This is a genomic window from Agrobacterium sp. 16-2014-1-2a (assembly GCF_053522705.1).
This window is the reverse complement of record NZ_JBNWBX010000006.1, coordinates 76,307-92,332: the sequence shown is the minus strand read 5'-3', so window position 1 is coordinate 92,332 and position 16,026 is coordinate 76,307. Positions and strand designations below refer to the sequence as shown.

Below are 16,026 nucleotides of genomic sequence, written 5' to 3'. Positions count from 1 at the left end.
GCTCAGGAGATTTTTGCCATGCCCTTATCAACAGGCGTCGTTCCTTATTTCAGTCAGTGGGAAACACCGGAGATGACATTGCCCGTGCTTGCCGAAGGATCTGCGGCGCTGCTGCGCGATCCGCTCTGGCGGCAATCGGGTGCCGAGACGATCGAGGAATACGCGCGCTGGGCGGTCAATGTCTGCGGCATGGCCTGCCTGAAGATGATCCTGGCAGCGCGCGGCGACCTGCTTCCGACGCTTGCTCTCGCCCGTGCCTGCACCGCCTATGGCGGCTATGTCGTCAACGAGCTGGATGCTTCGATCAAGGGACTGATCTATGCGCCCTTCGTGACCTATGTGGGCGAGCGCTTCGGGCTCTCGGCAGAAACGATGACGGGTGTCGCAACAGAGAGCATCCCCGGTCTGCTCGCTGAACGCCCGTTCTTCATCGCCTCGGTCAATAGCGGCATATGCTGGCCGGAACGCATGCCGCCCTCAAAAGGCGGGCATCTCATTCTGGTGACGGCAGCCTCGGCTGATACGGTCCGTTTCCACAATCCATCCGGTCATGATGCTGCGAGCCAGGCGGATGTGCTGCTACCGCTTGCCATATTCGACCGCTTCTTTGCCAATCGCGGCATCGCGATCGGCTTCTGACATCTATTTAGACTATTTAGACACCAGATTATTTTGGGGGTTTTCATGACATCTTCCCGCGGCAAGCTGCGCATCGCCGTTCTCTTCGGCGGCCGCTCGGCCGAACACGACGTCTCCGTCATGTCGGCGACGAATGCCGTGGGGGCACTGGAGCCCTCGAAATATGAGGCGGTGCCGATCTTCGTGACGCGGGAAGGCGAGTGGCTGCTCAGCCATTTCGAAAATGGCGTGCTCGCCAGGCCGGCAAACGGCACCGAAATCGCATTGGTGCCCGGCGGACGTGGGCGGATGATCGCCATCGACGGCGGCAGGATGAGCGATGCCGGGAAGATCGATATTCTGTTCCCGGTTCTGCATGGTATTTTCGGTGAGGATGGTTCCGTGCAGGGACTGGCGGAGGTGGCCCGCGTGCCACTGGTTGGCTGCGGCATCCTGGGTTCAGCGACAGCGCTTGACAAGGATATCGCCAAGCAGCTGCTGCGGGCGGCGGGGTTACCGGTGGCGCGTGCTGTTACCGTGCATGCGGATCGGGTGCCGTCCTTCGACACGCTTGAGATCGCGTTGGGTTTGCCGCTGTTCGTTAAGCCGGCGCGTCAGGGGTCTTCGGTCGGCGTGCGCAAGGTTTCCGGCAACCAGGAATTTGCGCCAGCGCTCGCGGAGGGCTTCAAGCATGACCGCAAGCTGCTTGCCGAGGAATTCATCCGCGGCCGCGAGATCGAGTGCAGCGTGCTCGAGGACGCCAAGGGTGGCCTGTTCGTCTCTCGCCCGGGTGAGATCATCCCGGCCGAAAGCCATGGCTTCTATAGCTACGATGCGAAATATATCGACGACGATGGCGCGGCGCTGACGGTTCCGGCAGAGCTTCCGCCAGAGGTTGAGACGAAGATCCGCGAGACGGCAGCACTCGCCTTCCGGGCGCTCGGTTGCGACGGTATGGCGCGCGTCGATTTCTTCCTGACCGAGGACATGGCTTTTTTGGTCAACGAGGTGAACACCATTCCGGGGTTCACCGATATCAGTATGTATGCGAAGGCGATGGCGGCAAGCGGCGTCAGCTATCCTGAGGTAATCGACCGGCTCGTTGAACACGGTTTTGCGCGCGCCGGCCTCTGAGCCGCAAAATGCCTCTTCCCGGTGTAGTAGACATGCACCGGGAAGAATAACGCCGCAGCTTCGTCTGCTCTTGTGACAAGAACTGGAATAAGCCGGATTAATTGCCGTTGCATGCCTGCGTCTGCTGTGTTTCTTGCGTTTTTGGCGGGTATGTATTACATAACTTATTGAAAATTGGTGGTGATAACGATGTCTAGCGTTGCGATTAAGGTTCTGTCGACGGTGAACGCCCCTTACGGGACGAACCTTTCGGCTGAGCAACTCGCTTCGAAGATTTCGGATTTTGCGAGCGTTGAGAATTTCGATGCTTCGGCATTCTCATTCTATTCCGAAGTGAAAGCCGAGCTCCAGCACCAGTTTCTGGATGAGATGGAAATCGACCACGGTACAGCATCCGAGATTGCCCAGAAATTCTCGCAGCTAGCTGGATATCCCCTCGCCCTAGCCGCCTGAGGGTTGTCCTGATGAGCCAATGGGAAAGCCTTTTCGACCAGGCTGCGTCAATTATCAATCAGGCGAACTCTTCTTTTAAACTCCTCGATAGCTGGACTTTCGGGGGTGGCACCGCCCTTATGCTCCAGATAAACCATCGTGAAAGCTTCGATATCGACATTTTCGTCGATGATCCGCAGGTCCTCCCATATCTGAACCCGACAACACAGGGCTATACCCTGCAGGTGAACCCAGATGAATATGTTTCGGACGGGACGCATGCGTTGAAAATCGTGTTCGCGGGCATCGGTGAAATTGACTTCATTTGTGCTCCAAGTCTGACCAACGATCCAACATCCCGCGTCGCAGTACGTGGAATCCAAGTTGACCTTGAGACCCCGGGCGAAATCATCGCGAAGAAGGTTCACTATCGAGGATCCTCTCTTCAGCCACGTGACATGTTCGATATCGCGTGCATCGCCAAGGCATGCGGCGATGGATACGTTCTCGAAGCTCTCTTGCCATTCAAAAACAGGGCCGCCGCTGCATTGGCCGTCGCCGAGAGAATGGATGCAGGCCTCGCTAGCACAGTTATGGGGAAGCTTCAGTATAGAGAAGGATATGCGGATATTTCGAAAACTGCTCAAGCGACGACAATCTCGCTTTTGAAAGCGGTGTGCGATCACAAGCCAGCGGTATCCGCAGCGCCTTCCTCTACGTCTCCGCGCTGATTTCTCCGCAACTTGGCGACCTTAGCTATACCGCCGTTCGGTCGATCATTCTTTCGGTGCGCATCATTCCGATTAGCCAGCAAAACCAAGTTAGGGCGGCGCCAGCGAGTGTGAATGAATTGCGTCGCAAAATGCTTAGCCAATCCACGACGCGTGGACGACGGTTCGAATCCGTTCAAGAGCCACAATATTGCTGGGCGTCCTGCGTTGCTGGGCTAACGAGAGGCTTGCGCGTGCGTGTAAAGTGCCACACCAACTTTTTGTGCTGCGGCCGCTAGGCGCTTATCTCTTGTCCACAAGCTTGATCGCCGGTCGAGCAACGTTGAAGTAAGTAAATGCGCATCTGTGTAACCAATCCCCATGCTGAATATCGAATGACGATCAATGATCGTCATTACTTCTGCATGGGTCGCGATTAGCGCCTCGCGTTGAGCTGCTAGGAATTCTAAAACTGCAGCCCTCTCTCTTAAGCTGCCGAGCGCCAATTCGCCCACAACGAATGGGTGGCAGAGCAACTGGTCATCATTGATGATTTTTCGTAGTTCTGAGTCATCGTATCGAAAATGATTTATCCAGATCGAGGTGTCTACCAGGATCACTTTGCCACGTCGCTCCGTCGGCGAGGCGACGCTTCAGCCTCAGGCATAGAGCCGCCAAGCGCGATCAGCCGTTTGCCGGATTCCACACGCACGAGTGTCTCCAGCGCTTGCCGCACGAGAGCTGCTGTTTCCTTGGTGCCCGTGAGGGACTTGGCCCGTTCCATAAGATTGTCGTCGATATTTATGGTTGATCGCATGTTCCAGCCCCCGTAAATGAGTAGCTCATATAGCACCATTTGGTGCGAAAATCCACGACTCATCGCGTGCGGCTAACATCTTCATGTTTCACGGATGGTTGATTCGTATCCGTTCAAGGCGTGGGTATTGGTGTTTTGGGGACATGCACTTAGAAGTAACGCGCATCCTCTCAATAGCTTCAACGCCGAAAATCCAAATGATTGATACAAAGGGGGGCTGTCGATCCCGGATCCCAGCGCTACCGTCGCCTCTCTGATCGGCTGGGTGAGGTCGAGCCCTTTTTCGACCTTGTTCCTGAGCGGGACGACGCAAGATCCATCGTCCGTAGTAGGCCCATTGTAGTCACGGCACGTGCTGCAAGGGCCGACCAGTGTTGAGAAATTCGACTACTCGGAAAATCACCTCGCGAAGTAGCGGGTCGGTGTTGTTCCCAATGCCTTCTTGAACATGACGATAAAGGCGGTAGGGGATTCGTATCCCAAGTCGCTCGACACCCTCTGGACCGTCGCGCCGCTGGCCAGTTCGCGCAACGCGATGACCAGATGCAGTTGCCGCCGCCATCGGCCGAAGGTAAGTCCCGTTTCCTGGACCATCAGCCGCTTCAAGGATCGCTCACTGATGGCAACGTGTGTCGCCCAATCCACGAGCGTGCGACGATCGCTCGGGTCCGCCATCAGGGCAGCGGTGATCGCGGCGATTTTGGGATGGCTGGACGCGGGTAAGTCCAGCCCCTGTATCGGCATTTGCGCGAGTTCGTCCAGCAAGACCTGCACCATACGGCCGACATGATTGTCCGGAGGAGAATTGACGGGTACATCCGCCAGTCGGAGGATCATCTCGCGGAGCATCGGTGACACAGATAAAGTACAGCACTCATGAGGCAGTGTCGCTGCGCCTGGTTGAACGAACAGATAGGACAGGCGTGCGTTGGACGTCACCTGGTTGCTGTGGGGCACGCCGCCGGGTATCCAGACTCCGCAGTCTGGTGGGACAATCCAGATGCCATTTTCCGTCTTGCAGGTGACGGCCCCATGCAGGGCCAAGATGAGCTGCCCTTCCTTGTGCTGGTGCTGGGGTACTTCAGCCTCATAGTCATTGAAGTCGAGGCGAACAGCGAAGGCCGGACGATCCGACTGGTCGAGATCAATGTCATCGTAGCAGGAACGCAGCAGTTTTGCGGATTGGCCCGATTTCGAGATCATTTGGCACTATCTCCAAATTCGTACGCACAGCAATAGTCTACTAATCGGCGATCAACAACCGCAAGGAGACTGTCATGCGAATTTCTGTCGTCGGTGCCACGGGACGAGTTGGCGCTAAACTTACCCGGAACTTACTGAAGGCCGGGCATCAGGTTAGAGCATTGTCGCGAGGTGGCCCCGCGCTGGGCGCGCTGGTCGAGCTTGGTGCAGAGCCATTTCTGGGAAGCTTTGACACCGGAGAGGGAGACCTTGACCAATTTTTTCAGGGGGCAGATGCCGCGTTCCTGATGGTGAAGACCGATTGGAACAACATCGAGGGGCATTACCCCGCTGTCGCCAAGCGCTTTGTCGATGCGCTCGAAAAATCCTCTGTCAAACTGGCCGTGAACCTGACGGCCATGGGTTCGGACGTGAAGGGGAAAACGGGCCATTTCGAATGCTTCCACGATCTGGACGAAAAGTTAAACGAACTCGGCAACATCGATTTGGTCCACCTGCGCGCCGCTTGGTTCATGGACGACGTATCGGCGTGGACGGGGCCGGTTGCCAAATACGGTCGAATTGCCTGGTTCTGCAAACCCGATTTGAAAATGCCCTGGGTGGCGACCGATGACATTGCGTGGCTGGCGGCCAAGGAATTGACCAATCCGAGGGGCAGACACCGCGTATACCTCGAAGTAGGCTCGGAAGATGTCTCGATGAACGAACTGGCCGAAACCATTGGCAAGAAGATCGGCAGGCCGGTGGATTACCGATACATCGAAACGACCCGTAAAGACGTCGAGGCTGAATTTCTGGCACGGTTCGGGACGCTGGAGAAATGGCAGGACGACACCCTCAGTGCTGACGCTTTGAACAGTGGCATCGTAAGGTTCCATGGGGAGCACGAGTATCGTCCGAAATTGCCCACGACGATGGAGACGTTCATTGGTGATGTCTGGAAGACCCGCTATCTGGACGCGGTCAAAGCGGGAGAACAGCGAGAAACGTTTTTCATGTGGGCTGCCAGAGACTAGCTATGGCGGCTCTTTTGAACCCTCCCCCACGCGTTCCACCATCCAGGATGCTACCGCAAATTGTTGATGTGCGGTAGCTAAATGAGCGAAATTTGCGCAGCTTGGCCATCAAACCGAGATCACACCACTGCACTACGGATCAGTCTTTAATTTCCATCGCCGCGCCCTTGAGAGCTCAACGAGTTAACTCAAAGGATTTCTGGTTGGGATCCAGTCTGCTGACTGTCGCTGCTCAGCATTTCAACGATCGGTTCATAGCCGTAGAGAGTAGCGAGGCTCAGTGGTGTTAGGCCCGAGTGAGTTTTCAGATCACGGCGAGCACCAGCGCGCACAAGGGATGCAACTGCATCTACGTATCCATGCCAAACAGCATCGTGCAAAGCGGTCAGGCCATTGTAAGGACCCTGCGCATCGAGCTCAATCTGTGTGTCCCCCTGTTTTGCTGCTGACGTCAGAATATCGATGTGATCCGCCTTCCCAAAATAGGCAGCATCGTGAAGTGGCGAACCGCGCATGAGACCGATGGTGCGGCGAGGATCTGCCCCAGCATCCAGCAATAGGCGCACGATTTCGGCATGACCTTCGCGAACTGCAAGACCGAGAGGCGTGTAGTCGTCATCGAACGTCCCGGTTATCGGCACCCGAACCTCAAAATCCGCGCCATCTGCGATCAGCCACTTCACCTCCTCAATATTTCCGGCCTTGACTGATGAGATGATTGACAAGCTGGCGATGTGCTTTTCATCCGCCTCATCTCTTTCCTCAATCAGCGCTGCGATTGCTTTCAGGTCGTCATACTTGGCGATGTCGAGCGCGGTCTGTTGCCAGTAATTCCGTATCGTGGTGCGCGCGCGGCGCGACAGCAAAACCCGCACAACAGCTTCGTGCTTGTGAAGCACGGCATCCATCAATGCGGTATTGCCAAGAACTGGCGATTGCTGATTGATGAAGGCTCCGTGGTCAAGCAGAATCCCGATCACGTCGGCGCTGCCGGACTGTGCCGCTTTGTGGATTGCCGTTGCTCCCATTCGAGGGTCCGCCGTCAGCACGTCCGCGCCGGCAGTAAGGAGCAAAGCAACAGCTTGTGCCTGCCCAAGCGCAGACGCGATCATCAACGGCGTGAGACCATCGGGGCCTCTAGCGTTAACGTCCGCCCCGGCGTCGATAGCTTCTTTAACCGAAGCAAGATCGCCTGTACGAAGTGCGTGAGAAAGTATCATGGTTCTATGTTCCTTGATCGATTAGACAGTTGCTGAAACGGCGGCATTCAGGCCGTTCAGGAATTTGATGATTTCGGCATTCACGCGTTCGCGGGCCTCATGATGAGGCCAGTGACCTACACCTTCCAGGCGCACGACATCGACGAGCCCGGGCGCTGTCTTGCGCATCTCTTCCACGGTTGGTGGGACCGGGTGGAACAGTCGGCACAACCCATCTGCATCGCCCCAAATATAAAGCGATGGCTGCTTGATCAGTACGTCCTTGTACGCGGCGAGATGCTCAAACGTCGCCTGCACGCCACGGTACTGGTTCAGACCGCCTCTGAATCCCGTTCGCTGGAACGTGTCGATGTTGTGCTTCACATAGGCTGGATCGGCCCAAGTCGGCAGCACGTCAGGGGCAGGTCGAAACATATTCCGCTTTGCGTCGATGGGGTCCCAGCCGGTTCCTTCGGCGGGTTCGCCCGAGAGCCAATAAAGTGCACTCGGAATAGTCTTGCTGGCATCACGGATACGGTCATCCGTCTCTGGCTTCATCATGTCGAAAGCATAATAGAGATCGCCGAGACCGCGACTGCGTAGCAAGTCCCATGTACTCAGCTCGCCACGCGGCAGGAACGGGATGCCGAGCGTTATGATGCCGTTGAAACGATCCGGTCGCATGACCATCGCCCGTTGTCCGTGGTCGGCACCCCAGTCATGGGATATGATGGTTGCGGTAGGCACCTGCAACGCATCAAGGATGCCAATCAGGTCGCCAACAATTAGGGCCCCGCTGTAAAGTGCGGGATCGTTCGGGGCATAGCTGTCGCCGAAACCCCTCATGTCGAGCGCGATCGCGCGGTATCCGTTTTCTGCGACAACTTGCATCTGGCTACGCCACGTTTCCACAGTATCTGGAAATCCGTGCAAGAAGAGCACTACTGGACCGCGGCCTTGTTCAACCACATGGAAAGAGGCTCCGTTGGCCTCGATTTGCGAATGGTGTACGGGATGATCCGTGGCGGCTGATACTTTATGAGTGTGGTTCATTTTCTGCTCCAGGTTATGCTTGATCCGAGCCTTGCAGCGCGTGTTGGATCGGCTCCAATTCAATGACTTCACCGCCTGATGCGCGAAGCCGATCAAAGTATGTGGAGTGGTCGATGAGCTGGGCTGGGAAATAGAGGCCCGGTCGGGGCGTATCGCCCGCGAGACCAGCCAAGCGTTCAAGAACGAGCGCGACACCCAGACCCGTTAGCGGCATCTGCCCGCCGGGGTGAACGATCGCGTGACGTTTCCGAAGCTGCTGCCCGGCGTGATCCAGGCCCGAAAGGTTGATAATGATTTCAGTCGATACCGGTCCGCCATTCCGGCGGGTGGAGCTCATTCCAATGGCCAGGTCGAACCGAATATCGGGAGCGCCGGTTGCGTTTGCCAACAACAAGACGTCGTTTGGCGAAAACACGTTCGCGTCCAACTCGGTGCCGTCGATTGCGCGCACCTTGGATCTGGTCTCGGCGCCATGGTACCATCGCCACGCGCCAACCGTTCTCAAAAGAGCGGCAGCACCCGCATACATCTGGCGCTCAAGATCTGCATTCGCTGCAGGTCCGAACGCATCCTGTTCATCGAGCACTGCCTCGATATGAATGTTTTCCAGACGACCAAATTCTCGGGCGAACAAGAGTGACGGTACGCTTGTCGCACCAACGAGCCATTCTGTACCAAGGACGACTGGCGCGGCGGTAGGTCTCTGCATGAATGTAGCAGTTTCCAAGCCCAGCTCGCTTATGCTTGGTGAGATGTTGACGTGCCCAACGCCCAATTGTTGGGCCCAGCGGAGAGCTGCCCCGGTTTTGTCCGTAAAGAGCGTTGCGACCGCCGAGACACGTTGCTCGCCTAGCCCCAGGTCAGAGGCAGTGAGGTCCACTACCACCGCAGACGCGCCGTCGACAGCTGCTGCTGCTCGTATCGCGCGTTGCTCGTCGCGACCGCCAATGAGGATTGGTACATCAGGATATTGCTCACGCAAGAAGCGTGTGGCCCATCGCCCAACCTCGCCGGCGCCGCCGATAATAAGTATTGGGTCGTGGAGACTTCCAGAAGCTTGTAACATCACGATACCTGTGGTTTACTGATTCCTACACATGGTAGGTTACTAAAAGTAGGTATGCAAGTGGAAAAGCAAAAAGCTGCCATCGACAATAGGACTAAAGGCCGACTTTCGAAGTCCGAGAGGCGTCAGCAGCTACTAGAGACGGCGCGCCTAATCGTTCGGGAAGAAGGTGCTGATCGGCTGACACTAGGTCACCTGGCAGTGCGGGCGGGCGTTTCCAAACCTGTGACCTACGAGCACTTCGAGACCAGGACGGGTTTGTTAATTGAACTCTATCGTTGGATAGACACCGAACGCATTGCCGCGTTTCGCACACTTATGGCTCAGGGAAATCGACCGGCGAAAGAGACTATATTGGCTTTGGCTAAAACTTATCTGGCCTGCGGAACCGACCAAGGTGACGAATTTCATGCTGTCGGCGCAGCGCTTGCAGGAAGCGAGGAGAAAGCCAACGTGTACCAAGAGCTAGTCGATGCTGTGATCGAAATGTTCATTGATGTTTTACGGCCTCACTCAAGCTTTCAGCCGGAATCGCTGGCATTGGCCTGCGCGGCATTGGTTGCGGCAGGAGACGCGTTGACAAGCGCTGTTACACGGGGAAACTGCTCCGCTTCCGAGGCCGAGGGGGTGTTTTCGAATCTAATTGGAGCTGTGGCCCAGGGTAAAGCGTAGGTAGAGGTGCCGCTTCATATGGCCGAGAGATAGCCGAGTTGGGGAAGAGCATTCGCTGCCGAACTCTTCGGACATATTTATACGAGATAACACCCAGCGCTGGCTCCTATGATGTCGACCTCCATAGAGCCGTCCTACGGACCGACTGCATCGGGAAGAAAGAAGCGTGCCAATGGTTGAAATCCTCTCAAGAGCCAAGGCATAAGCTTGCAATGTAGTGGCCCCATAAATATCCGTAGAGTCAGTCGCACTAAGCTGCCGAACCAAATCATATTGCTAATGCACGACCTTGGTCCTCTCTTGACAGCAAGTATGTCATAAAATGAAGTTGCTGCGATTATAGATATGCACGAAACCCATTTTCGCTAAATTGGCGTTCGAGATGTTGGCCTTTTCGGCCGATGGCACTTCGGTCTCCACCACGAAAGTCGACACGCCACGGTCTGCGCCTTCCTTTCCCAAATCTTATTCAACGCCCGTTTAACGTTACACTGCCTTCAGTAGCACTTCCTTCTTGCGCCACCAGGTTCAGGCAGAAGCCTGTGCACCTAGACCAAACGAGACCATCGCAGCTTCACACGCACGCGTAAACCGCATCGACGGACCTTCTTTGCCGGCGGCAAGTTTGCTGACGCGTGCTCCCTCTAACAGCATGGATAGCGTATCAGCCAAAAGTTCAGGATCGCTTACACCTGTCGAACGACAAAGATCGGCAAGCCGGGCATGCTGTTCCATCTTCAACGTTTCTATTATCGCATGTGCAGGGTGCCCTTGCTCTTTCAACTCTACCGCAGCATTGGCCAAATCGCATCCAAAGGGCTCGCTGGAAAGACATTGTGCGCGCGCTTTAACCCATGCCGTGAGCTGAGCCCTCGGGTCGCCCGGGTTCTCTTTTTCGAGATCTTCCCAGGCTTTATCGAGCGTTCGAGAACTGTGCTTGAGCGCTTCACACACAAGATCGTCCTTGGAACCAAAATGTCGGTATAACGTCATCTTGTTGGTTGAGGCGGCTTCGGCAATGGCGTCAACACCGATGCCGCGTATCCCATGTTCACGAAACAGTTGGCAGGCCGTTGACACAATCCGGTCACGAGGTGCGATTTTCTGCTCAGAAGCACGATCAGATGTCTCGGATTTCATGAGTTTAATTTTTACCCTCAAGCGGTGTTGACATGCGTGTTACCGATCGGTAACTATCACAAAAGTTACTTACCGGTAACACCTTGGCGCGAGCCCGTCAAGCAATCGCCCGCTTTCACAGCGTAGGAATTATCGAAAGGAGACTGAGATGAGACAGACGATAGACGAGATGACGCTCGCCGAGATTTTCGCAGATCCGCTGATCCGTTCAGTCATGCGCGCCGACGACGTGGGCCTGGACGATTTCAAAGAGTTGATGGATTCGGCGGCGACGTCCTTGACGACACGCGATGGCGCAGCATTTGCTGGACAGTTTGAAACGAGCGGGCCTGCAGCTTCATCGAAGCGTACACTCGTAACCGCCGTACAGCCCTTGTTCGCAGGTTTCTTTAAGCCTTGCGCTGCCAATATGTGAATGTGGCCTGCATCACCATCCCGCAAGTCGGGCTTATCCGTGGTGGGATGGCTAATCACACGCTGATCTTTCAGATATTGGTATCTCCTGCGCCCGTTTGGGCATGAAGAAATTGTAAAGTATTTAACTATAACTAATCGCAAGAAAACCAGCGAAGCACGGCCGTGGAACAATCGGTTCTTGTCCGTGTTTTGCGAAATGCGGCCCGGCGTTTCCGCCTGTTGGCGGGGCTGTCGTTTCGCCCGCGGAATGGTGACCTGCCCGTATTTGAAGGGGGCGGGCCGGCGTTTTTCGGCGCATGCATGATGCAGTTGCGATCAGAGCCGATGATGCGGCTACCGAAGCCTTGATGATCGAGGTTACGCGACGTGCAATGTCAGTCTTGCCGAACACCTCCGGCACGGGGAAGGAGCGGTATTCATGCCCTGAGGTTATCCGTGTCATTTCTCCAGAATGCCAGTATCCGCACCAAAATTCTGTCGCTCATTCTACCGCTCTGCATCATCGGTCTGGGTGCAACAGTATATATGTCCGCCCGTTACAAAAACGCGGACACGCTCTATTCAGAGTTCATTGCCGGTGATAATGCCGCGCTTGTCGAGCTTTCTCGTGCCAACCGCAATCTTCAGGCGGTGGCTTACGGTGCTTATCAGGTAATGGCATATGACACCTCCATTCCGGATTTCGCCATCGCCAAAGGCGAGTATAATACCGACAAAGGCGAACTGATCTCGCGATTGAACAACGTCAAGGCCATATTCCCGGAAGAGACGGCCACAATCGACAAACTGCTCAAACAATCTCAGAGCATTATCACAAGCACGGATAAGGCCGTCGAGCTTGGCTCCGCTAATCGTAATCAAGAGTCCGCGGCGGAACTCCTGAAGGCTGATGGGCAAATTCGCGCGGCCGGAAACGAAATAGGCTCGTTGCTGGACAAGCTTACCAAGGGTGTTGCAAAAGGCAGCGACGATCTGACGGATCAGACGAATTCCACGATCCTGACCTCGCTTGTTGTGGTTGGCATCAGCTTTGCAGCCGGCATCATTCTCGCACTTCTCGTGGCCTCGCGTGGCATCACAACGCCGATTGCCCGCCTGCGGGAGCGTATGGTGTCGCTGGCAGGCGGCGATACGGCAGCCGAGATCGATGGCATGGACCGCAAGGACGAAGTCGGCCAGATGGCGGTTGCCGTTCAGGTGTTCCGCGAAAGTGCGATCGAGCGCATTCGTCTCGAACAGGAAACCGAAGCCAATCGCAGCCTTTCGGAAAAGGAACGCATCGCGCGCGAGCAGCAGAAGGCCAAGGAAGCTGCCGACGTCAAATTTGCCGTCGACAATCTTGCAACCGGTCTTTCGAAGCTTTCGGATGGCGATGTGTCCTACCGCATCGGCCAGCCGTTCACGGCGACACTCGACGGCGTTCGTAACGACTTCAACATGTCCGCCGAAAAGCTGCAATCGGCATTGACCCGGGTTGCGCAGAATGCCGGTGGCATCGGCGCGGGCGCAAACGAGATCAAATCGGCCGCCGACGATCTGGCCAAGCGTACCGAACAGCAGGCAGCAGCCGTGGAAGAAACCGCTGCCGCTCTGGAGGAGATCACCACGACCGTGAAGGATTCCACCAAGCGCGCGCAGGAGGCAGGCCTGATCGTCAGCCGCGCCAAGGCAGGCGCCGAACAATCCGGCGAAGTGGTACGCCGCGCCGTGGTCGCCATGGAGCAGATCTCCAAATCCGCCAACGAGATCAGCAACATCATCGGCGTGATCGACGAAATCGCCTTCCAGACCAACCTTCTTGCGCTGAATGCCGGCGTGGAAGCTGCGCGTGCGGGCGAGGCGGGCAAGGGCTTTGCCGTTGTCGCGCAGGAAGTGCGCGAACTGGCGCAACGCTCCGCCAATGCGGCCAAGGAGATCAAGGCGCTGATCACCACCTCGAACGATCAGGTGCAGCAGGGCGTTCAGCTGGTGGGCGACACCGGCAAGGCGCTGGCGACGATCGTATCGGAAGTGCAGGAAATCAACCGGCACGTCGTCTCCATCGTGGAATCCGCGCAGGAGCAATCCTCCGGCCTCCAGCAGATCAATACCGCGGTCAACCAGATGGACCAGGACACGCAAAAAAATGCTGCCATGGTGGAAGAGACCAACGCCGCCAGCCACAATCTGGCCAAGGAGGTCGCTTCGCTCAACCAGCTTCTCGCGCAGTTCAAGCTCGCCGATACCGCCTATCAGCAGAAGAGCCAGCCCGCTCCGGTTCGCAATGCCGGCGGCAACGACAGATACGTGGCATCCCCCGTACGCGCGCTTGGCCGCAAGATTGCATCCGCATTCTCCGGTAACGCTGCTGTCGATACGTCAAAGGACGACTGGCAGGAGTTTTGATCGGCGATCGGTCAACGACATGAGCATCGGCGGGGGATATCCCCTCCGCCAATCAAGGACTATGCCACGCAATCGGAAATCGTTTGCGTGGCATAGTTTATGCCATAGGGGGTGACCAACATGCCTGGCAATCTTCGCAATACATTGTCCTTCACGCAGCGCGTTGCGACTATGGCCGTGGGTATCTTTTTGGGCTCTGACTCATTCTCGATGATGTTTCGGATTCAATTGGTGTGATTTCCGAAGGAGAATCAGCGCCATGCGAGCCCAGTTTTACTTCCGACCTAATCCCGGCCAGTTTGAACGTTGAATCGATGCATGATGCCACCGATGCGATCGTTGTCACTGCGTCCGCCGGGTCAACGGACTCCATATGTCCCCACTGCGGGACCTTTTCCGTCGAGTTCATAGCCGTTCCCCTCCGGTGATCGGTGATCTGCCGTGTCCGGGTCGACGGATCGAATTGCATCTGACCGTCAGGCGCTTTGTCTATAGTGCTACCAACTGCCATCAAAAGATTTTTGCCGAGCGCTTCGGTGACGGTGTGACCGCACGCTCCCTAACCAACTTCACTGCCTCAAGCTTTTACTCGCGGCTGAACTTCCTTCGTTGCATTTATGCACTCCAGTTTCATTGGAAGCACCTCAACTTGGTGTCCACGTAACCGGCAGCAGGCCAACACTCACTTTACCAGGTTTATGATCACAGGTATCCGTTGAGTCGGGCAATAGCCCCACCAGCAGTGATGCAAGGGCAATTCCGGAGACAGTGCCGTGGACGTTAATCTCAAAGAAGCTGAGTGGCTGAATAAACCTGTAGTGTGGGAAGCCACCGAGACGGGTCTCTCTTTAACCACCGAAGCAAACACTGACTTCTGGCGTGAAACGCATTACGGCTTCACGCGCGACAGTGGCCATTTCCTAGGCGTAACGGTCGTGGATGGTTTCACAGCGAGTGTCCGCGTCCAAGGCGAATTCCGGTCTCTCTACGATCAGGCCGGTCTTATGGTGCGCATTGACGAAAATCGATGGGTGAAGTCAGGCGTTGAGTTTACAGATGGCGAACGGTTTCTCAGCACAGTCATCACCGATGGAAAATCCGACTGGTCAGTGTCCCAGCCCTTCAAGGAACTTGAAGATTTCTATATCCGGATCACATTGAAGAAAGGCACGATGCGTATTCAGGCATCCTCCAATGGGAGCATTTGGCCGTTGCTGCGGCTTGCTCCGTTTCCTAAAGTTTCCCATTATTTCGTTGGGTTAACTGCATGTACGCCTGAGCGTGGCGGACTGGATGTCCGGTTTTCGGAGTTTTCAGTCGGTGCGGCGATCACTACCGATCTCCACGACCTGTCCAGCTAGCAGCTATTTAAGGGAGTTCTTCACAAATGCCGTCTCGATCTATCGTCCTTGTAACAGGTGCCAGTAAAGGGATCGGTGCAGCAACTGCAATTGCGTTTGCGCGGGCAGGATATGATGTGTGTGTGAACTATCACTCTGACGCTGAAGGCGCATCTGCGACCGCCGGGCGTTGCGAGGCCGAAGGCGCGAAGGCAATCGCTGTTGGCGCTGATGTCTCGGATCGCAACGCGGTAAAAAATCTCTTCCGCACTTGCGATGAATTACTCGGCCCGATCGACTGCCTTGTTAATAATGCCGGGATCATCGGAGGAACGTCCACGCTCGAAAGTTTGACCGAGGGTGCCCTGCAAGCCACTTTCGCGACCAACCTTTTTGGCACGATTTATTGCCTCCAGGAAGCGATAGAGCGGATGGCGTCCGATCGTGGTGGTGCGGGTGGCTCGATTGTCAACATGTCGTCCCTCGCGGCGACGCTTGGTAGTCCAGGGGAATATGTGCATTATGCGGCTTCCAAAGGCGCGGTGGAAACACTGACGATCGGTGCCGGCAAGGAGCTTGGTTCCGTTGGAGTTCGCGTGAACGCGATCCGCGTAGGCACGACGGCGACAGATATCCACGCGCGTGAGGGCAACCCAGATCGACCCGGGAAAGTTGCGCGTGCCACCCCGTTGGGGCGCATAGCCGAGCCGGAAGACATCGCAGATGCGGCGGTCTGGCTCGCGTCACCAATGGCCAGATTTATTACCGGGACGATATTGACCGTTGCTGGCGGAATCGCACCGTGAACGCACTCACGGTCAGAC

At 56.1% G+C, this 16,026-nt stretch carries 17 protein-coding genes; 10 read left to right on the top strand and 7 right to left on the bottom strand.

What is annotated here, in order from left to right:
- Positions 1–18: 18 nt before the first annotated feature.
- From ACQZ45_RS18160 to ACQZ45_RS18145, 4 genes are all read left to right on the top strand, one after another.
- Positions 19–639, top strand: coding sequence for a C39 family peptidase (locus ACQZ45_RS18160; RefSeq protein WP_421415388.1), 621 nt, complete (start codon positions 19–21; stop codon positions 637–639).
- A gap of 45 nt (positions 640–684) precedes the next feature.
- Complete coding sequence (locus tag ACQZ45_RS18155) at positions 685–1,752, top strand: D-alanine--D-alanine ligase family protein (protein WP_025591217.1); 1,068 nt, start codon at positions 685–687, stop codon at positions 1,750–1,752.
- Between the two features lie 189 nt (positions 1,753–1,941).
- A complete protein-coding gene (locus tag ACQZ45_RS18150) occupies positions 1,942–2,205 on the top strand; it encodes a hypothetical protein (RefSeq protein ID WP_013637284.1) in 264 nt (87 codons plus the stop codon).
- An 11-nt stretch (positions 2,206–2,216) separates the two neighbouring features.
- Positions 2,217–2,915: a nucleotidyl transferase AbiEii/AbiGii toxin family protein gene (locus ACQZ45_RS18145; protein WP_003519101.1), complete on the top strand. Its 699-nt coding sequence runs from the start codon at positions 2,217–2,219 to the stop codon at positions 2,913–2,915.
- Positions 2,916–3,130: 215 nt separating this feature from the next.
- On the opposite strand, the gene ACQZ45_RS18140 is transcribed toward ACQZ45_RS18145, so the two are convergent.
- The 3 genes from ACQZ45_RS18140 to ACQZ45_RS18130 form a co-directional block, all read right to left on the bottom strand.
- Positions 3,131–3,514 carry a type II toxin-antitoxin system VapC family toxin gene (locus ACQZ45_RS18140; protein ID WP_060642074.1) on the bottom strand — a complete coding sequence of 128 codons (384 nt, stop codon included), beginning with the start codon at positions 3,512–3,514 and terminating at the stop codon, positions 3,131–3,133.
- The gene (locus tag ACQZ45_RS18135; RefSeq protein WP_013637280.1) at positions 3,511–3,711 is read right to left on the bottom strand and encodes a type II toxin-antitoxin system VapB family antitoxin; all 201 of its coding nucleotides are present in this window, start codon (positions 3,709–3,711) and stop codon (positions 3,511–3,513) included. Before ACQZ45_RS18135 ends, ACQZ45_RS18140 begins: the two co-directional genes overlap by 4 nt.
- A 399-nt stretch (positions 3,712–4,110) precedes the next feature.
- Positions 4,111–4,914, bottom strand: a complete 804-nt coding sequence (locus tag ACQZ45_RS18130; RefSeq protein WP_013637278.1) for an AraC family transcriptional regulator — start codon at positions 4,912–4,914, stop codon at positions 4,111–4,113.
- A gap of 74 nt (positions 4,915–4,988) precedes the next feature.
- Here ACQZ45_RS18130 and ACQZ45_RS18125 point away from each other — a divergent pair, with 74 nt between their 5' ends.
- Positions 4,989–5,930, top strand: coding sequence for an NmrA family NAD(P)-binding protein (locus ACQZ45_RS18125; protein ID WP_111790980.1), 942 nt, complete (start codon positions 4,989–4,991; stop codon positions 5,928–5,930).
- 188 nt (positions 5,931–6,118) lie between these two features.
- Here ACQZ45_RS18125 and ACQZ45_RS18120 read toward each other — a convergent pair whose 3' ends face one another.
- Genes ACQZ45_RS18120 through ACQZ45_RS18110 form a run of 3 tightly spaced genes read right to left on the bottom strand, consistent with a single transcriptional unit; the run spans position 6,119 to position 9,248 of the window.
- Entirely contained in the window at positions 6,119–7,150 is a 1,032-nt protein-coding gene (locus ACQZ45_RS18120) for an ankyrin repeat domain-containing protein (protein WP_013637276.1), read from the bottom strand.
- A gap of 21 nt (positions 7,151–7,171) precedes the next feature.
- A complete protein-coding gene (locus ACQZ45_RS18115; RefSeq protein ID WP_013637275.1) occupies positions 7,172–8,182 on the bottom strand; it encodes an alpha/beta fold hydrolase in 1,011 nt (336 codons plus the stop codon).
- A 13-nt stretch (positions 8,183–8,195) separates the two neighbouring features.
- Positions 8,196–9,248, bottom strand: coding sequence for a hypothetical protein (locus ACQZ45_RS18110; RefSeq protein ID WP_013637274.1), 1,053 nt, complete (start codon positions 9,246–9,248; stop codon positions 8,196–8,198).
- A gap of 54 nt (positions 9,249–9,302) precedes the next feature.
- Between ACQZ45_RS18110 and ACQZ45_RS18105 the strand changes: the two genes are divergently transcribed.
- Positions 9,303–9,920 carry a TetR/AcrR family transcriptional regulator gene (locus ACQZ45_RS18105; protein WP_013637273.1) on the top strand — a complete coding sequence of 206 codons (618 nt, stop codon included), beginning with the start codon at positions 9,303–9,305 and terminating at the stop codon, positions 9,918–9,920.
- Positions 9,921–10,448: 528 nt separating this feature from the next.
- Here ACQZ45_RS18105 and ACQZ45_RS18100 read toward each other — a convergent pair.
- Positions 10,449–11,060, bottom strand: coding sequence for a TetR/AcrR family transcriptional regulator (locus ACQZ45_RS18100; RefSeq protein WP_013637271.1), 612 nt, complete (start codon positions 11,058–11,060; stop codon positions 10,449–10,451).
- A 148-nt stretch (positions 11,061–11,208) separates the two neighbouring features.
- Here ACQZ45_RS18100 and ACQZ45_RS18095 point away from each other — a divergent pair, with 148 nt between their 5' ends.
- The 4 genes from ACQZ45_RS18095 (at position 11,209) to ACQZ45_RS18080 (ending at position 16,008) form a co-directional block, all read left to right on the top strand.
- Positions 11,209–11,475, top strand: coding sequence for a hypothetical protein (locus ACQZ45_RS18095; RefSeq protein WP_041694747.1), 267 nt, complete (start codon positions 11,209–11,211; stop codon positions 11,473–11,475).
- A 437-nt stretch (positions 11,476–11,912) separates the two neighbouring features.
- A complete protein-coding gene (locus ACQZ45_RS18090; protein ID WP_448742401.1) occupies positions 11,913–13,862 on the top strand; it encodes a methyl-accepting chemotaxis protein in 1,950 nt (649 codons plus the stop codon).
- Between the two features lie 773 nt (positions 13,863–14,635).
- Positions 14,636–15,223 (top strand): DUF1349 domain-containing protein, encoded by a 588-nt coding sequence (locus tag ACQZ45_RS18085; RefSeq protein ID WP_013637312.1) that lies wholly within the window; start codon positions 14,636–14,638, stop codon positions 15,221–15,223.
- A 26-nt stretch (positions 15,224–15,249) separates the two neighbouring features.
- The gene (locus ACQZ45_RS18080; RefSeq protein ID WP_111783695.1) at positions 15,250–16,008 is read left to right on the top strand and encodes an SDR family oxidoreductase; all 759 of its coding nucleotides are present in this window, start codon (positions 15,250–15,252) and stop codon (positions 16,006–16,008) included.
- Positions 16,009–16,026: the final 18 nt, after the last annotated feature.

Coding starts and splice junctions, on each gene's coding strand:
- ACQZ45_RS18160 (WP_421415388.1), top strand. CDS start 19: ATGCCCTTATCAACAGGCGTCGTTCCTTATTTCAGTCAGTGGGAAACA.
- ACQZ45_RS18155 (WP_025591217.1), top strand. CDS start 685: ATGACATCTTCCCGCGGCAAGCTGCGCATCGCCGTTCTCTTCGGCGGC.
- ACQZ45_RS18150 (WP_013637284.1), top strand. CDS start 1,942: ATGTCTAGCGTTGCGATTAAGGTTCTGTCGACGGTGAACGCCCCTTAC.
- ACQZ45_RS18145 (WP_003519101.1), top strand. CDS start 2,217: ATGAGCCAATGGGAAAGCCTTTTCGACCAGGCTGCGTCAATTATCAAT.
- ACQZ45_RS18135 (WP_013637280.1), bottom strand. CDS start 3,711: ATGCGATCAACCATAAATATCGACGACAATCTTATGGAACGGGCCAAG.
- ACQZ45_RS18130 (WP_013637278.1), bottom strand. CDS start 4,914: ATGATCTCGAAATCGGGCCAATCCGCAAAACTGCTGCGTTCCTGCTAC.
- ACQZ45_RS18125 (WP_111790980.1), top strand. CDS start 4,989: ATGCGAATTTCTGTCGTCGGTGCCACGGGACGAGTTGGCGCTAAACTT.
- ACQZ45_RS18120 (WP_013637276.1), bottom strand. CDS start 7,150: ATGATACTTTCTCACGCACTTCGTACAGGCGATCTTGCTTCGGTTAAA.
- ACQZ45_RS18115 (WP_013637275.1), bottom strand. CDS start 8,182: ATGAACCACACTCATAAAGTATCAGCCGCCACGGATCATCCCGTACAC.
- ACQZ45_RS18110 (WP_013637274.1), bottom strand. CDS start 9,248: ATGTTACAAGCTTCTGGAAGTCTCCACGACCCAATACTTATTATCGGC.
- ACQZ45_RS18105 (WP_013637273.1), top strand. CDS start 9,303: ATGCAAGTGGAAAAGCAAAAAGCTGCCATCGACAATAGGACTAAAGGC.
- ACQZ45_RS18100 (WP_013637271.1), bottom strand. CDS start 11,060: ATGAAATCCGAGACATCTGATCGTGCTTCTGAGCAGAAAATCGCACCT.
- ACQZ45_RS18095 (WP_041694747.1), top strand. CDS start 11,209: ATGAGACAGACGATAGACGAGATGACGCTCGCCGAGATTTTCGCAGAT.
- ACQZ45_RS18080 (WP_111783695.1), top strand. CDS start 15,250: ATGCCGTCTCGATCTATCGTCCTTGTAACAGGTGCCAGTAAAGGGATC.